The sequence below is a fragment of the Streptomyces sp. NPDC051684 genome (genome assembly GCF_044453445.1).
Lineage (GTDB): Bacteria > Actinomycetota > Actinomycetes > Streptomycetales > Streptomycetaceae > Streptomyces.
In genome coordinates this window covers 83,389-100,345 of the sequence record NZ_JBITCS010000025.1, presented here as the reverse complement: position 1 = coordinate 100,345, position 16,957 = coordinate 83,389, and the positions used below count along the sequence as shown (strand labels likewise).

The 16,957-nt window shown below is 70.8% G+C and carries 12 protein-coding genes and 1 pseudogene; 6 read left to right on the top strand and 7 right to left on the bottom strand.

The features are described 5' to 3' along the window. The first annotated feature begins 76 nt into the window (after positions 1-76). The gene (locus ACIA8D_RS27950; protein WP_399236505.1) at positions 77-2,758 is read left to right on the top strand and encodes an MGH1-like glycoside hydrolase domain-containing protein; all 2,682 of its coding nucleotides are present in this window, start codon (positions 77-79) and stop codon (positions 2,756-2,758) included. 5 nt (positions 2,759-2,763) lie between these two features. Beyond that, the gene (locus ACIA8D_RS27945) at positions 2,764-4,239 is read left to right on the top strand and encodes an alpha-amylase (RefSeq protein ID WP_399236503.1); all 1,476 of its coding nucleotides are present in this window, start codon (positions 2,764-2,766) and stop codon (positions 4,237-4,239) included. 167 nt (positions 4,240-4,406) lie between these two features. Here the strand turns inward: ACIA8D_RS27945 and ACIA8D_RS27940 are convergent, their stop codons facing one another. From ACIA8D_RS27940 to ACIA8D_RS27925, 4 genes and pseudogenes are all read right to left on the bottom strand, one after another. Continuing rightward, on the bottom strand, positions 4,407-4,925 hold the full coding sequence (locus ACIA8D_RS27940) for a cation transporting ATPase C-terminal domain-containing protein (RefSeq protein WP_399236501.1): 519 nt from the start codon (positions 4,923-4,925) through the stop codon (positions 4,407-4,409). A gap of 103 nt (positions 4,926-5,028) precedes the next feature. Next, positions 5,029-5,106, bottom strand: a pseudogene (locus ACIA8D_RS27935) (hypothetical protein); the annotation flags it as partial. A gap of 221 nt (positions 5,107-5,327) precedes the next feature. After that, positions 5,328-6,302, bottom strand: coding sequence for a polyphosphate kinase 2 family protein (locus ACIA8D_RS27930; RefSeq protein ID WP_399236499.1), 975 nt, complete (start codon positions 6,300-6,302; stop codon positions 5,328-5,330). Positions 6,303-6,344: 42 nt separating this feature from the next. After that, positions 6,345-6,767 carry a hypothetical protein gene (locus ACIA8D_RS27925; protein WP_399236497.1) on the bottom strand — a complete coding sequence of 141 codons (423 nt, stop codon included), beginning with the start codon at positions 6,765-6,767 and terminating at the stop codon, positions 6,345-6,347. 165 nt (positions 6,768-6,932) lie between these two features. Here ACIA8D_RS27925 and ACIA8D_RS27920 point away from each other — a divergent pair, with 165 nt between their 5' ends. Beyond that, on the top strand, positions 6,933-8,375 hold the full coding sequence (locus ACIA8D_RS27920) for an MFS transporter (RefSeq protein WP_399236495.1): 1,443 nt from the start codon (positions 6,933-6,935) through the stop codon (positions 8,373-8,375). Here ACIA8D_RS27920 and ACIA8D_RS27915 read toward each other — a convergent pair. From ACIA8D_RS27915 to ACIA8D_RS27905, 3 genes are all read right to left on the bottom strand, one after another. Next, positions 8,366-8,800, bottom strand: a complete 435-nt coding sequence (locus ACIA8D_RS27915; protein WP_399236493.1) for an RDD family protein — start codon at positions 8,798-8,800, stop codon at positions 8,366-8,368. The two genes, ACIA8D_RS27920 and ACIA8D_RS27915, sit on opposite strands and share 10 nt — an antisense overlap. Continuing rightward, entirely contained in the window at positions 8,797-9,372 is a 576-nt protein-coding gene (locus ACIA8D_RS27910) for a hypothetical protein (protein WP_399236491.1), read from the bottom strand. Before ACIA8D_RS27910 ends, ACIA8D_RS27915 begins: the two co-directional genes overlap by 4 nt. A gap of 103 nt (positions 9,373-9,475) precedes the next feature. After that, on the bottom strand, positions 9,476-9,811 hold the full coding sequence (locus ACIA8D_RS27905; RefSeq protein WP_399236489.1) for a hypothetical protein: 336 nt from the start codon (positions 9,809-9,811) through the stop codon (positions 9,476-9,478). Between the two features lie 218 nt (positions 9,812-10,029). Between ACIA8D_RS27905 and ACIA8D_RS27900 the strand changes: the two genes are divergently transcribed. The 3 genes from ACIA8D_RS27900 (at position 10,030) to ACIA8D_RS27890 (ending at position 16,934) form a co-directional block, all read left to right on the top strand. Next, a complete protein-coding gene (locus ACIA8D_RS27900; RefSeq protein ID WP_399236487.1) occupies positions 10,030-12,276 on the top strand; it encodes a penicillin acylase family protein in 2,247 nt (748 codons plus the stop codon). Between the two features lie 103 nt (positions 12,277-12,379). Next, on the top strand, positions 12,380-13,123 hold the full coding sequence (locus ACIA8D_RS27895) for a response regulator transcription factor (RefSeq protein WP_399236486.1): 744 nt from the start codon (positions 12,380-12,382) through the stop codon (positions 13,121-13,123). Between the two features lie 157 nt (positions 13,124-13,280). Further along, positions 13,281-16,934, top strand: coding sequence for a CDP-glycerol glycerophosphotransferase family protein (locus ACIA8D_RS27890; RefSeq protein ID WP_399236484.1), 3,654 nt, complete (start codon positions 13,281-13,283; stop codon positions 16,932-16,934). Positions 16,935-16,957: the final 23 nt, after the last annotated feature.

Sequence of the window (16,957 nt, the reverse complement as noted above, 5' to 3'; positions counted from 1 at the left end):
GGGGGAGATTGAGGCGCGGGGCCCGGGGCAGAGCCCCGCGACCGCAACGCCGGAGAACCGCAACATGGGAGGCCACATGAAGTCGCAGCGGCGGATCGGCCCGACGAACGACGGAGTCGAACGCTCACGGCTGTGGGGCCCGTACCTGAGCGAGCGCCAATGGGGCACGGTGCGCGAGGACTACAGCCCCGGCGGCGACGCCTGGGCGTACTTCCCGCACGACCACGCGCGTTCGCGCGCCTACCGCTGGGGCGAGGACGGCCTCGGCGGCATCTGCGACGAGAAGCAGCGGCTGTGCCTGGCGCTCGCCCTGTGGAACGGCCGCGACCTGATCCTCAAGGAGCGCGCCTTCGGCCTGACCAATGCGGAGGGCAACCACGGCGAGGACGTCAAGGAGTACTACTTCTACCTCGACGCCACGCCCAGCCACTCGTACCTGAAGTACCTGTACAAGTATCCGCAGGCCGCGTACCCGTACAACGACCTCGTCGCCGTCAACGGGTCTCGTTCCCGGCAGGAGTTCGAGTACGAGCTGCTCGACACGGGCGTCTTCGGCGAGCAGCGGTACTTCGACGTGACGGTGGAGTACGCCAAGGCGGACCACGACGACATCTTGATGCGGATCACGGTCGACAACCGGGGCCCGGACGAGGCGACGCTGCACGTGCTGCCGACGCTGTGGTTCCGCAACACCTGGTCGTGGGGCGAGCATGCGGGCTCGGCGCCCAAACCGGTCGTGCGCGCGGTCGAGGGCCCGCGCGGCACCCGCACGGTCCGCGCCGACCATCCGGGGCTCGGCAGCTACGACCTGCGCTGCGGCCCCACGGCCGAGCTGCTGTTCACGGACAACGAGACCGACAAGGCGCGCCTGTTCGGCACGGCGAGCGACACCCAGTACGTCAAGGACGGCATCGGCCGCCACGTCGTCGAGGGCGAGCCGCACACCGTCAACCCGGCACAGGAGGGCACCAAGGCCGCCGCCCACCACACACTCACCGTGCCCGCCGGCGGGTCCGAGACGTTGCGGCTGCGTCTCGGACCCGCCGGTGCCCAGCTCTCCCTGGGCCGCGGATTCGACACGGTCCTGCGCGACCGGATCGCCGAAGCGGACGCGTTCTACCGGGAGTTGACACCGAAGAAAGCGGGCGAGGACGAGGCGCGGGTGCTGCGCCAGGCGCTCGCCGGGATGCTCTGGTCGAAGCAGTACTACGCGTTCGACCTGGAGACGTGGCTCGCCGAGCACGAGATGACACCGTGGAGCCTGCCGCGGCCGGGCGTGCGCAACCGCGAGTGGTTCCACATGGTCAGCGACGACATCGTGTCGATGCCCGACAAATGGGAGTACCCCTGGTTCGCGGCGTGGGACCTCGCCTTCCATGCGGTGGCCCTGTCCGTCGTCGACGTCGACTTCGCCAAGCAGCAGCTCGAACTCCTGCTGCGGGACTCCTTCCTGCACCCCAACGGGCAGATCCCGGCCTACGAGTGGAGCTTCGGCGACGTCAATCCGCCGGTGCACGCGTGGGCCGCGTTCTTCGTGTACACGGTGGAGAAGGAGACGACCGGCCGCGCCGATCTCGCGTTCCTGGAGCGCACCTTCCAAAAGCTCCTGACGAACTTCACCTGGTGGGTCAACCGCAAGGACCCGAGCGGCCGCAACGTCTTCCAGGGCGGCTTCCTCGGCCTCGACAACATCGGTGTCTTCGACCGCAGCGCGCCGCTGCCCACCGGCGGCTCCCTGGAGCAGGCCGACGGCACGGCGTGGATGGCCCTGTACTGCCAGTCGATGCTGCAGATCGCCCTCGAACTCGTCGAGCACAACGAGACGTACGACGAACTGGTCCTGAAGTTCGTCGAGCACTATCTGTGGATCTCCGCGTCCATGGACCGGCTGGGCGATCTGGGCGACGAGCTCTGGGACGAGGAGGACGGGTTCTTCTACGACGTGCTGCGGCTGCCCGACGGGCAGGCGGCGCGTCTGAAGGTCCGCTCGATGGTCGGACTTCTGCCGCTGTGCGCGTCCACGGTCTTCCAGCCGCAGCAACTGGAGCGGCTCTCCGGCCTCGGCGAGCGGCTGCGGCGGTTCGCCGCGCGCCACCCGTCGCTGTCCGTGACGCTGTCGCAGGCGCAGGCCGGGAAGGCGGGCGGCCCCCGGCTCCTGTCGGTCGTCGACGAGAAGAAACTGGTCCGCGTGCTGTCCCGGGTCCTGTCGGAGGACGAGTTCCTGAGCCCCTACGGCATCAGGGCGCTGTCCCGGTACCACGCGGAGCACCCATATACGTTCTGGGTGCACGGCGAGGAGTACAAGGTCGGCTATCTGCCCGCCGAGTCCGACACCGGCATGTTCGGCGGCAACTCCAACTGGCGCGGCCCGGTGTGGCTGCCGATGAACGTCCTCGTCATCCGGTCCCTGCTGCATCTGTACGGCTTCTACGGCGACGAGCTCACGGTGGAGTGCCCGACGGGCTCCGGGGTGCGCATGAACCTGTTCGAGGTCGCGGAGGAGATCTCGAAGCGGCTCACCCGGATCTTCCTGCGCGACGAGGACGGCCACCGCCCGGTCTACGGCGGCCAGCCGCTCTTCCGTGACGACCCGCACTGGCGCGACCTCGTCTCGTTCTACGAGTACTTCCACGGCGACAACGGCGCCGGTATCGGGGCCTCGCACCAGACGGGGTGGACGGGTCTCGTCGCCGCCCTGATGAAGATCTTCGGCACGCTGGGCCCCGACGCCTTCCGGCCGCGGACCACAAGGAGGTAGCAGCGATGGCCGCTTCACCGGCGCAGCCCGTGATCCACGAGGTGAACACCCGGGTGTGGCTGCGGGAGACGGGACGCAGGCTCGGCCGCGACGAGATCGGCCTCGCGGACGTGCCCAAGGACATCTGGGACGAGATCACCCCGTCCGGGGTCGATGTCGTCTGGCTGATGGGGGTGTGGGAGCGCAGCCCGCAGGGTCGCGCGATCGCCCTCCAGAACCCGGCGCTGCGGGCCGCGTTCGAGGCGGCGGTCCCCGGCATCGGCGAGCAGGACATCGCGGGCTCCCCGTACTGCATCCGCCGCTACGAGGTGGACGGGGCGCTCGGCGGGGCCGTCGGCCTCACCGCGGCGCGCGCCGAACTCGACCGGCGGGGCGTGGGGCTGCTGCTCGACTACGTGCCGAACCACGTCGCCCCCGACAACCCGTGGGTCGGCGAGTACCCCGAGCTGTTCGTGCGCGGCGACACCGAGGATCTGCGGCGGGACCCGGACGGCTTCCTGGACACGGGGCGCGCGGTGCTCGCGCGGGGGCGGGACCCGTTCTTCCCGCCATGGCCCGACGTCATTCAACTCAACGCCTTCGCACCGGAGTTGCGTCGCTCGACCGTCGAGATCCTCGACCACATCGGCCGGTTCTGCGACGGCGTGCGCTGCGACATGGCGATGCTGCTGACGAACGACGTGTTCGAGCGCACCTGGGGCGAGCGGGCCGGGAAGCGCCCCGTGGAGGAGTTCTGGGTCGAGGTGATCGGCGCGGTGCGCCGCGAGCGCCCGGACATGGTGTTCGCGGCGGAGGCGTACTGGGACCTCGAGTGGACGCTTCAGCAGCAGGGCTTCGACTTCTGCTACGACAAGCGGCTCTACGACCGGATCCTCGCCCACGACGCGGCGTCGGTCCGCGCCCATCTGCACGCGGACGAGACGTACCAGCGCCGCCTGGTCCGTTTCCTGGAGAACCACGACGAGCCCCGCGCGGCGCACACCATGGCCCCGGACAAGGAGCGCGCGGCGGCCACCCTGATCGCCACGCTGCCGGGCGCGACGCTGTGGCACGAGGGCCAGTTCACCGGGCGCCACGTGCAGCTGCCGGTGTTCCTCGACCGGCGTCCCGACGAGCCGTCGGACGACGAGCTGCGCTCCTTCCACGAGCGGCTGCTCTCCGCCGTGCACCACAGCGGCATGCGCACGGGCGGCTGGCGGCTCCTCGACTGCGCGGGCTGGCCGGACAACGATTCGGCGGCGGCGCTGATCGCTTCGTGCTGGACGGGGCCGGCGGGCCGCTTCCTCTCGGTGGTCAACCTCTCCGACCACCGGGCCCAGGGCCGCATCCGCCTTCCCTGGGCCGAACTGGGCTATGGCCCCTGGCAGTTGACCAGCATCCTCGGCTCCGACCGCTACGAGCGCTCCGGCGCGGAACTCCTGTCCACGGGCCTGTACGTGGACCTGCCGGCCTGGGGCACGCACCTCCTCGCCGCACCGTAGTCACGGCCACGGGGCTCCGCCCCGGCTCGGCGTACGCCATGCCCTGCGGCACCAGGAGCGTGGTCAGGACGACGCCCGCCACGAGGTCCTTGACCAGCCAGGAACGCCGATAGCCGCCCAGCGTCTTCACACCGGGCGGCATCGGCAGGGCCTTGGGCACCGCGGCGTCACCTCCGCCGTGCGATCAGCTTGCCCAGCTCCCACAGCGCGAGGAGCGCGAGGGCGGGCAGCAGCGCCCAGCCGAACTGGCCGAGACCAAGGGGCACGGTGTCGAGCAGGCGGTTGAAGGCGTCGGTCTGCGTGACGAGCACGGCGAGCACGAACTCGGCCAGGATCGTCCAGTTGAGCTGCTTGCTGTCGAAGGTGTCGACGGTGAGCGCGGTCCCGGTCTGGCTGCGGCACTCGCCGTCGGCCCGCCCGCGCAGCTCCGCGTCGAAGGCGATGCCCGCGCCGTCCGACAGGGCCGTCGTGGTGCGCGCGAGCACGGCGGGCGCGGCCCCTTTGACGAAGCAGCGCACGACGGGCCGACCCTGCCCGTCGTGCGCCGCATGGAAGGTGGCCATCAGTTTGTACGCGGGGTCGAACGGCAGGGTGGCGAGGCGGGGCAGCCGCTCGCGTGTGGCGGCGACGTCGAGGCCCGCCTTGTGGCCGAGGACGAGCAGCGCGCCCTCGGTGGGGTCGCCCACGACCTCGCCGTCGACGAGCGCGGCGTCGCTGGCGATGCAGCGCGGTCGCCGCGACGAGCCGGCCGTCCGCCGGGACCTCGTCCCCCGCGGTGAGCAGCACCACGTCCCCGACGACGACGTCCTCGGCGGGGATCTCGGCCTCCTTTCCGTCCCTGCGGACGCGCGCGGTGGCCTTCGTCATGGCTTTGAGGGCGTTCATGGCGCTGTCCGCCTTGCCCTCCTGGCGCAGGCCGATGACCGCGTTCACGACGGACAGGGCGAGCAGCACCACCGCCGTGCCCCACTCCTGGATGACGAGCGACACGAGCGCGGACACGACGAGGATCATCTGCATGTAGGAGGTGAACTGGCCCAGGATGCGGCGCAGCGCCGGCGGGGCGCCGGGTCCGGTCGCCGCGGCGGTCACCGCGCCCGCCTCCCGGCCGCGTACGATTCGGCCGCGGCCCCGGCCGGCGCCTCCTTCTCCAACTGCCGCTTCTCCAGCTCCAGTTCGTGCCGGGACTTGTCGTCGATGACCGGGTACCGCGGGTCGATCTCCATCAGGGTGTGCGCGAGCACGGCCGCCGCGCAGATCCGCGCGTACCACTTGCGGTCGGCGGGCACGACGTACCACGGGGCCCAGCGTGTGCTCGTGGCGGACAGCATGTCCTCGAACGCCTCCTGGTAGTCGTCCCAGCGGGCCCGCTCCCGGGCGTCCGCCGCCGAGAACTTCCAGTTCCGCTCCGGTACGTCGATGCGTTTGAGGAAACGGACCCGCTGCTCCTCCTTGGACAGGTTCAGGAACAGCTTGACGAGCCGGAAACCGTTGTCCGTCAGATACCGCTCCCACTCGTTGATCTCGCGGTAGCGCCGCCGCCACAGCGCCTTGCCGCGCTGTTGGTGGCCCGGCAGCCACTGGCGGTCGAGGAGTTCGGGGTGCACCCGCACCACCAGGCCCTCCTCGTAGTGGGAGCGGTTGAAGATGCCGATCTCCCCGCGGCGCGGCAGCGCGCCGGAGTAGCGCCACAGGTAGTCGTGGCTCAGCTCGTCGTGCGAGGGCACCTTGAACCCCGCCACGCGCACGCCCTGCGGGTTGACGCCGCTCATGACGTGCCGGATCGTGCCGTCCTTGCCGCCGGCGTCGATGGCCTGGAGACACAGCAGGACGCCGTGCTTGCCCTCGGCGGCCAGCCTGCGCTGGTGGTCGGCGAGCAGGGCGACGCCCTCGGCCAGCTGCTCCTTGCCCTGCCGCTTGTTCTTCAGGCCCGACTTGCGTGCGGGATCGAAGTCCTTGGACAGGCACACCTTCGCCCCGGGCTCGACCCGCAGGGGTGCGATGAACTCGGCGATCCGCTCGGCCCGCTTGTCGCCCTTCGTGCGCGCGCGTCCGTCCTTCATGAGCCACCTCGGTCCATGTCCGCCGCGGTCCCACCGGTCCGGTCAGTACAACGTGTCCCGCTTCACCACGCACAGGCCCCAGATCACCAGCGCGTTGATCGCGATCAGGGTCAGGGACCAGAACGGGTAGTAGGGGATCGAGAGGAAGTTGCCGATCAGGATCAGGACGGCGAGGATCACGCCGAGGATCCTGGCCCACTTCATCGCGACGAACAGTCCGAAGCTGACGGCCACGGCGACGGCGCCGAGAACCATGTGGATCCAGCCCCAGGCCGTGAGGTCGAACTCGAAGGTGTAGTCGGGCGTGCGGAGGAACACGTTGTCCTTCAGAACCGCCATCAGTCCGCGGCAGAAGCCCATGGACCCCGAGATGAAGAGCATCACCGCAGCGAAGACGGTCAGCCCGCCGGCGGCCGCTTCCTTCGCGCTGCCCATGCCGTGCTGCGAAGTCGTCGAGGTGGCCATCACAGGACCCCCAAGGGTTGAGGAGGGTGCCGATTGCACCGCTGTGCCGCCGAGTGTCGGGGCCCGCCGGAGCCGGGTCGTCACCCTCCGGGGGTGACGACCGCGCGCGGCCCTGCCCGGAGGCTGTCGGGGGTCAGGCCCGCGAGCTGAAGCGAGGCGATGAGCGTGGCGAGCACTCCCGAGGCGGCCGACGGCCGACGGCCGCCAGGACCCGACGACGGCCGCGCCCCCGACCGCGGCGGGCAGCGCCGCATCCTCGCGCCGCTCGCGCTGGCCCAGTTCATCTGCAGTTTCGCAGGGTCGAACATGAACGTGATGATCCAGGACATCAGCGAGGACCTGGACACCACCGTGCAGGGCGTCCAGACCGCGATCACCATCTTCCTGCTGGTCATGGCCGCGCTGATGATCCCCGGTGGCATCCTCGCGGACCGCTACGGCCGCAAGCGCTGCCTGGTCCTCGGCCTCGCGATCTACGGGGTCGGGGCGCTGCTCAGCGCGGCGGCGCCCGGCCTCGGCCTGCTGATCCTGGGCAACTCGATCCTGGAGGGCATCGGCACCGCGCTGCTGATCCCGCCGGTGTACATCCTCACCACCCTCCTCTTCACCGAAGTGACCGGCCGAGCGAAGGCGTTCGGCACGATCATGGCCTTCGCCGGCATCGGCGCGGCGACGGGACCGCTCCTGGGCGGCCTGATCACGTCGGCGATCAGCTGGCGGGCGTCCTTCGTGTTCCAGGCGGTGGCGATCGCGGCCATCATCGTGCTGAGCCGGGGCCTGCACGATCCGCTCCCGCCGGACCGGGAACGGGACTTCGACACGGTGGGCGCGGTCCTGTCGGCCGCCGGACTCGTCCTCCTGGTCCTCGGGATCCTGGTGGCGGACGACAACGCCTGGCTCATGGGCGGGCTGCTGCTGCTCGGCGCCCTGGTACTCGTGGCGTTCTTCCGCTGGGTCCGCAGGCGGGAACGGACCGGTGCGCAACCCCTGTTGCCCACCCAGCTGTTCCACGTCCGGGCGTCGAACCTCGGCCTGATCACCCAGCACACCCAGTGGCTGATGCTGATGGGGGTGTCGTTCGTGGTCGCCGCGTATCTCCAGGTCGTGCGCGGTTACAACGCCATCGAGACCGGCGTCATCTTCACGGCGTCGACCGTGGGCCTGCTCATCAGCTCGCTCGGCGCCGAGCGGTTCGCCAAGCGCCGCGAACAGCGCAGCCTCATCATGGCCGGCTTCATCGTCACGATCTGCGGCATCGGCGTCCTGCTGGCCGTGGCGCACGGCTCCCCGAAGGCGTGGGCCTCCACGCCCGGCCTCCTCCTGATCGGCCTGGGCGTCGGCCTCATGCTCACACCGTCGGTCAACGTCGTGCAGTCGAGCTTCGACGACGACCTCCAGGGCGAGATCTCCGGCCTGTCCCGCAGCATCTCCAACCTGGGCTCCTCCGTGGGCACCGCGCTCGCCGGCACGATCCTCGTCGCCGATCCGGCCGTCGGCCCCTACGCCGTCGCACTCGTGGTCCTCGCGGTGATCGGACTCGGCGGCCTCTGGGCGGCGGCGCTGCTGCCACGCACCCCACCGGCACCGTCGACGGATCCTCAGCCGTAATCGCGGTCGTACGACACCGTGGACCGCACCACCAGGTCCTGCAACGCCGCCCGGCGTCTGCTGAACGGGATCCAGAACAGCCCCAGGGGAAAGCTCACCGACAGCGCGGCCCGCGCGAGGGCACGCGGCGCCCGCAGCCGCCGTCCCGCCCGGTCCGTCACGCACACGCCGAGGAGCCGGGCGCCGGGCGTGGCCCCGACCACCGTCCACGAACCACCGAGATAGCAGACCGCCAGGCCCCAACCAACGGGCCCGGACAGCCAGTTGGGAACGTCCGGAAGCTGGAAAGGCGGCCCGACGACCATCAACCGGGCGCAGCCGGCGCCGACTTCGACGACCAGCCCGATCAGAGCGAGCACGAACGCGTCGACCAGGGCGGCGAGTCCGCGCGAGACGATGCCGGCGGCTTCCCGCCCGCCGGTCATGGCGATGGCTCGTCCCTGCTCTCGGCCCGCCGCAACATCCTGTCGGCGAACCGGCTGACGCCGCGGTCCCCGCGCTGCCCGAGCAGCCGCACCGCGTCGACCGCCTCCACGGTGAGCCCTCCCCCGGTGTCCCGCACGATCCTCCCGAGATCGATCTCCCGCAGCACCCCACGTGTGATCCCCACCAGGTCGAACCGCACGAGCACGGCGTCGACGTCGAGCCTGGCGGCGATGCGGTCGACGTCCACCCGGTCGGCCACGGCGTCCACGTCCACGCGCCGCGCCACCCGGTCCACGTCCACCCGGTCCGCGACCGCGTTCACATCCACTCGCGCGGCCACCCGCCCCACATCCACCCGCGCGGCGATCGCGTTCACGTCCACCCTGGCGGCGACCCGGTTCACGTCCACGCGCTCGACCAGCTCGTCCAGGTCCAGGCAGTCGAGCAGCACCCCGACCGACCGCCGGACCACCGCCCGCGGCGCCTTCCCCAGCACACCCAGCACCCCGAACGCTCCCCGCGCCATCCGGCCGACCACCGCCACCGCGCCGTCCGTACTCGCCTCGACCATGCCGCGACCGAAGCAGGCGGCTGCGCGCCCGGCACCCTCCGCTGCGGGTGAGTGACACCCGGTCGTGGGCCGGCACCCCGTGGACGTACCGCCTGAAGTGGCCTCAGCCCGGCGGCAGTTCGGGCACCGGACGGAGCTCTCCGGCGAAGCCGAACGCCACGCCGCGCTGCGCGGCGAGCAGCCGGGCGAGCCGCAGCACGCTCAGGCCGCTGACCCCCAGATCACTCACCTGCCGCAGGTCGACCACGACCCCCGCGCCGCCCGGCCGGATGGCCCCGTGCAGCACCCGCCCGATCCGCGCCTCCACGGCGGGGCCGATCGCCGCGCGCACCTCGATCACCACACAGCCCGCGACGCGCCGCACCACGACGGGCGCGGTCTCCGTCCGGGACGCCACGGCCTTTGGCCCACGGACCACGAGCGGAACGTTCCATGTCATGAATGAGTCCCCCCGAGCGCTCCGGACTTGGGAGGACAGCATCGTCACCCGGGCGCGGACCGACATCGCTCCGCGAGGGTGAGCACGGGCGCGGCAACCGGCAACGACCGGTCCCGTCCGCACTGTTGATCATCGCCCGGGAGGTTCTTAGTCTCGACCCGTCGCACCGTGGACACGTCCCCACCCCCCGCACGGCCCTGACGAAGGTGGAGCACCGCATGAGTCACGCAGAGCACACGCAGCACAACGGCCCGAGCCGCCGCCGGGTGATCGGCGGGGCGGCCACGCTGGCCGTCGCCGCGACAACGTTGCCCACCGGCCTCGCGACCGCCGCCCCCGCCGCCTCCTCCCCCGCGGATCTCGCCCGCTGGAAAAGACAGGCCGCCCGGGTGACGATCACCCGCGACGACTGGGGCATCCCGCACGTCGTCGGCAGGACGGACGCCGACGCGGTGTTCGGGATGATGTACACGCAGGCCGAGGACGACTTCAACCGCATCGAGCGCAACTACCTGGTGAGCCTCGGCCGCCTCGCCGAGTCCGAGGGCGAGAGCGCGCTCTGGCAGGACCTGCGCCAACGCCTGTTCATCGACCCGGAGGACCTGAAGAAGCAGTACGCGAAGTGCCCTTCGTGGCTGCGCGCCCTGATGCGCGGCTGGGCCGACGGCCTGAACTACTTCTTGGCCTCCCACCCCGACGTACACCCCCGGGTGCTCACCCACTTCGAGCCGTGGATGCCGCTGAGCTTCTCTGAGGGGAGCATCGGAGGCGACATCGAGTCGGTGGCGCTCAGCCAACTGGAGGCGTTCTACGCGGGGCGCGAGGTCCCCATGACGGAGGAGGAACGCGGCCTGAAGTTCCGCGAACCGTCCGGCTCCAACGGCATGTCGATCGCCCCCAGCCACACCCGCGACGGCAACGCGCTCCTCCTCATCAACCCGCACACCAGCTTCTTCTTCCGCGCGGAACAGCATGTGACGAGCGAGGAGGGTCTCGACGTCTACGGCGCCGCGACCTGGGGCCAGTTCTTCATCTACCAGGGGTTCAACGAGCACACCGGCTGGATGCACACGTCGAGCGGCGTCGACAACATCGACGAGTTCGCGGAGACGGTCGACCGCGCGTCGGACGGCACGTACACCTACCGCTACGGCAAGGACCGCCGCCCGGTCACCAGCCACGACATCACCCTGGCCTGCCGCACGGACAGCGGCGGCACGGAGCACCACACCTTCACGACGTACGCGACCCACCACGGCCCGATCGTGCGCGAGGCGGACGGCAAGTGGATCGCCTGCGCGCTGATGAACAAGCCGGTCGAGGCCCTGAAGCAGAGCTATCTGCGCACCACGACCCGCGACTACGCCGAGTACCTGAAGGTCGCGGAGCTGAAGGCGAACAGCTCCAACAACACCCTCTTCGCGGACTCGAAGGGTGACATCGCCTTCCTGATGCCGCAGTTCATGCCGGTCCGTGACGACCGCTTCGACTACATGAAGCCCGTCGACGGCAGCGACCCGGCCACCGACTGGCACGGCCTGCACACCCTCGACAGCATGCCGCAGGCGGTGAACCCGAAGAGCGGCTGGGCGTTCAACAGCAACAACTGGCCCTGGACGGCGGCCGGTGCGGACAGTCCGCACGCCTCCGACTACCCGCGCTACTTCGACAAGGCGGGCGAGAACCCGCGCGGCCCGCACGCGATCCGCGTCCTGACCTCGCGGGACGACTTCACCCCGCAGACCCTCATCGAGGGCGCCTTCGACCCGTACCTGACGGCGTTCGCCCGGCTCCTGCCCGGACTGGTGAAGGCGTCGGACAAGCTGCCGGCGGGCAGCGCCCGCAAGAAGAAGCTCGCGGCCCCGACGGACCTGCTGCGCGACTGGGACCACCGCTGGTCGGCCAAGTCGACGGCGACCTCACTGGCGGTCTTCTGGGGCGAGGCGCTCTGGGCCCTGGTCTCCAAGGCGGCGGCGGACGCGCACCTCTCGGTCTGGGACTACATGGCCGACCGCGCCACCGACGCCCAGCGCGTCGACGCGCTCGAATCTGCGGTCGACCGCCTGACGCAGGACTTCGGCGGCTGGCGGGTCCCGTGGTCCGAGATCAACCGTTACCAGCGCAACGACGGCGCCGTCACCCAGACCTTCGACGACGCCAAGCCCAGCTACCCGGTCCCCTTCACCTCTGCCCAGTGGGGCTCCCTCGCCTCCTTCGGCGCGAAGCGCTACCCCGGAACGAAGCGCTACTACGGCACGAGCGGAAACAGCTTCGTGGCCGTCGTCGAATTCGGCCCGAGGCTCCGGGCCTGGGCGATCACGGCAGGCGGCGCCAGCGGCCACCCGGAATCCCCGCACTTCGGCGACCAGGTGAAGCGCTACGCGAGCGGCGACCTGCGCCCGGTGTACTTCTATCCGGAGGATCTGAAGGGGCACGTGGAGCGGAGGTACCGGCCGGGGGCGTAAGGACGCCCGCGCCCCCTGGTACACCAGCGCCGTCGACGCCCGGCCACCTCCTACCGGACCGGTCCGTTCGACACACGGTGACGGTGGCCCGAGCATGTGGGGTATGACGGCATCCGCACCCCGGCACGGTACGCGCGGACGGGCGCTGCCGCTGCTTCTGGTGGCGGCGGCGCACGACGTGCGCCTGGAATGGCTGAGCGAGCTGGACGACCCCCGTTTCTCGTACCGTCTGGTGCACAGCGGTCACGACACGCTGCGTGACCTGTACCGCTACCAGCCCGACCTGCTCGTCCTCGGTCTCGGCGTGCGGGATCCGGGGCCCTGGGAGGTGCTCCGGCGGGTGCGGGAGATGACCGAGGACCTGCGCGTCATGGTGGCCACCCGGAGCTTCGACACCGCGGAAGCCGTGCGGGCCCTGGAATCCGGCGCCGACGACGTGCTCTGGCTCGGCATGCCCGACGGCCTGTCCAATGCCCTGATCATGGCCCGGCTGCGCCGCGCGACGCCCGTGTCACCGTCCGAGCAGCTCCTCGAGGACGGCTGCCTCCGGCTCGACCTCGCCAGCCGCGAGGTGACCATGGGCTGCCAGTACGTGCCGCTGACCGCGCTCGAATTCGACCTGCTGCACGCCTTCGCCCGCAATCCTGGCCAGGTGCTCACACCGGAACAGTTGCTGCACCGCGCCTGGCGCGGCCGTCCCGGCGAGGACGGCGACGCGCACAAGGTGAAGTACGCCGTGCTGCGCCTGCGCCGGGAGATCGAGGGCGCCACCGGCGAGAAGGCCCCCATCGAGACCGTGCGCGGCGTGGGCTACCGGTACGTACTACCCGGCTCCCACCAGGCGTAGGACCCGGGCCCAAGGTCCCCTCCTCCCCCGCCCGTCCCGCTGCAACCGTCGCGCAACCTTCCCACGACCTCGCTGCCCCCCGACGCGCTCAGAGTCGACTACGTCGCAAGGCGATCCGCCCGCGACAGTCCACGACAGAGCGAGGGGCGACCCGTCCATGTCACCGCGGCTCAGCATCGTCGTACCGTTCCAGAACGTCGAGCAGTACCTGGAGGAGTGCCTGCGGTCCATCTCGTCGCAGACCTTCGAGGACTTCGAGGCCATCCTCGTCGACGACGGGTCCACCGACGGGTCGGCGGACCTGGCGGCCGAGCACTGCCGCAGGGACCCGCGCTTCCGGCTGATCCGGCAGGAGGCGCACGGGCCGGGGCACGCCCGGAACGCGGCGATCCGGGCGGCCGATCCCGAGGCCGAGTTCCTCGCCTTCGTGGACGGTGACGACGTCATCCCGGACTACGCCCACGAGTTGCTGATCAGCACGCTCGAGAACAGCGGCTCCGACTTCGTGTCGGGCAACGTGCGGATGATGAACTCGCACGCGGTGTGGCCCTCGAACCTCCACCACGCCCACCTCAAGCGCGACCGGCGGCGCACCCACATCACCCGCGACCCGGACCTGATGTACGACCGCACGGTGTGGAACAAGGTCTTCCGCCGCTCGTTCTGGGACCGCATGCGGATCACGTACCCCGAGGGCGTGCTCTACGAGGACATCTGGGTCAACCTCTACGCCCACTACAGCGCCGCGGCCGTCGACGTGGTCAGCACCCCCGTCTACTTCTGGCGCCGCCGCGACGGGGGCGCAGCCCCCTCGATCACGCAGGCCAACCATGCGCTGACCAATGTGCGCGACCGCATCGCCGCGGTGCGGGAGGTGAGCGAGTACCTCGGCAGCCGCACGGAGTCGGAGTTCGCGGAGCACAAGCGCCGCTACGACGAGGCCGCGATCGGTGTCGACCTCATGCACCACCTCAATGCGATGCCCGAGGCCGACGAGGAGTGCCGCGCCCACTTCCTGGAGCACGCCAACGCCTATCTGGCCACCACGGACCCCGCCGTCATCGACGGGCTTCCCGCCACCACTCGCGTCAAGTGGCATCTGGTGCGGGCCCGCAAGATGAGCGAGCTCCTCGAGGTGCTGGAGTTCGAGCGCCGCAGCGGACCCATCCCGGTGCGCCGCCGCTTCCGCCGGTACCTCGACTACCCGTTCCTCGGCGACCGCTCCGTGGGCGTGCCCCGGAGCGCGTACCGCCTGAGCCGTGAGTTCACGATGCGTTCCTCGCTCGCCTCGGCCCACTGGGAGGACGGCAAGCTGAAGCTCGCGGGACGCGCCTACGTCCACAACCTCAACATCCACAAGCACCACCACACCGTCAAGGTCCTCGCCCTGCGCAACAAGAAGCTGGGCCGCCGCCCCCAGCTCGTGCGGGCCCGGACGAGCTACACCCCGGAAGCCACCGAGTACTCGAACCAGAGCCGCTACAACTACGACTGGGCGGGGTTCGAGGCGACGGTCGACCCGCGGCGCCTCAAGCGCGGCGGCAAGTGGGTCGAGGGCGTCTGGGACGTGGGCGTCGGGACGGTGAGCCGCGGCCTGTACCGCCGCAAGGGCATCATCGCGGGCGACAACTGCACGGCCTCCCACCCGGCGCCGTTCTACGTGGAGAAGAACACCCGCGTCGTGCCGCTCTTCGTCGACGGCTCGCTCAAGATCCGGGTCGAGCGGGTCCGCTGCCGGATCGAGGCCCACAGCCTGCGCGGCGACCATGTGGAACTGCGCGGTGTGGCGCTGCTCGACGAGACGCCCGAGAGGGGAACGCTGCGGCTGAGCAGCCTCGGCGGCGCGGGCCTGCACGAGGGGCCAGCCGTCTTCACCCCCGGCGGCAAGGGCTGGTGCCACTTCCGGGTACGCGTGCCGTTGACCGAGCTGGCCCCCTCGGGTGTCCACCACGACGGCGGCTCCGGGCCCGGGTCCTCGACGTCGGGCGTGACCGGCTGGAAGACCACCCTGCACATCCCGGGCCGCAAGCGCCCCCTGTACCCCGTCGTCAACCCCGACGTGTCCGACGGCACCTACCCCGCTCCGGCCAGGGACGGCGCGGGCGCCGTGGACCGCGAGGCCGTGGTGCACCGCAACGCCCAGGGCTTCCTGGTGTTCTTCGAGCGCGCCGCCGCCCCGGTGGCCGACTCCTGCGTCTGGGACGAGGACGGAACCCTCACCGTCGAAGGCCACTTCCCCGGCTACGAGGGCCTGTCCGAGGAACAGCGCGACCAGCTCCGCCTCGTGGTGAGCCCGCGGTCCAAGCGCGAGGAACTCCGCTTCCCCGTGCGCTGCGTAGCGGGCCGCTTCCAGGTACGCGTCGACCCGACCCACGTGGAGAGCGTCAACGGCACGGCGGCGCTCGCCACGGGACGCTGGGACTTCGGCTTCCGCGTGGTGCAGCCCGGCGACGCCGCCCCGCTCGACGTTCCGATGAAGGTGCACCGCGACCTCATCGCCACGATGCCCGTGTCGGCCGACGTGAACGGCCGTGACTACGCCGTGCAGACGCAGTGGCACGACCGGTTCACCCTGCTCGCCCGCACCGGGATGCCGGTGGAGGGCCGCGGCCCGTACCGCCAGAAGCTGCTGCGCAGGAAGCACTATCCGGCCTGCCGCAAGCAGCCGCTGCGCGATGCCGTGCTCTTCGACAGCTTCCGCGGCACCCAGATCTCGGGCAGCCCCCGCGCCGTCTTCGACGAACTGGTCCGGCGCGGCACCGGCCTGGAACTGCTCTGGGTCGTGCGCGACGACCAGCTCGAAGTGCCGGCGGGCGCCAAGGCCGTCCGCATGTGGTCGCCGGAGTGGCACGAGGCGCTGGCCCGCAGCCGCTTCCTCGTCTACAACAACCACCTGCCCCGGTTCTTCCGCCGCCGCGAGGACCAGATCGTGGTGCAGACGTGGCACGGCACCCCGTTGAAGAAGATCGCCCACGACATCGACACCCTGCACTTCGCGGACAACGGCTACCTGGAGCAGCTGCCCACCGAGGTCGCCCAGTGGTCGATGCTGGTCTCGCCCAACTCCTTCTCCACGCCGATCATGCGCCGCGCCTTCCGCTTCGAGGGCGAGCTGCTGGAGACCGGCTATCCGCGCAACGACATCCACCACCGCCCCGAAGGCGCCGAACGCGCCGAGCAGGTGCGGCGTCGGCTCGGACTGCCCGCGGGCAAGCGCGTCGTGCTGTACGCGCCCACGTGGCGGGACCACCTCGCCTACGGCCCGGGCAAGTACCGGCTCGACTTCCGTGTCGACCTGGAGGACGCCCGCCGCAAGCTCGGCGACGACCATGTCCTGCTGGTCCGCCGCCACCCCAACGTGATCGACCCGGTGCCCGGCGCGGGGGACGGCTTCGTCTGGGACGTCACCGACTACTCGGACATGGCCGACCTGATGCTGATCACCGATGTGATGGTCACGGACTACTCCTCGCTGATGTTCGACTTCGCGAACACCGGCCGTCCGATGCTGTTCTTCACCTACGACCTCGACCACTACCGGGACACGCTCCGCGGCTTCTACTTCGACTTCGAACAGCAGGCACCTGGCCCGCTGTTGGCCACGTCGGAGGAGCTGATCGCCTCCATCCGCGACGTCGACGGGCTGCGCGACCGGTACGACCTCGCGTACCGGCGGTTCCAGCGTCAGTTCTGCGACCTGGACGACGGCGAGGCGGCGGTCCGCGTGACCGACCGGATGCTGACCGCCGCCGGCCGCGCCACCGGACGGCCCGCCCCGGCGCCGCACCCCGGCCACAGCATCGCGGCCTGACCACGGCCCTTCCCCTCCCCCTC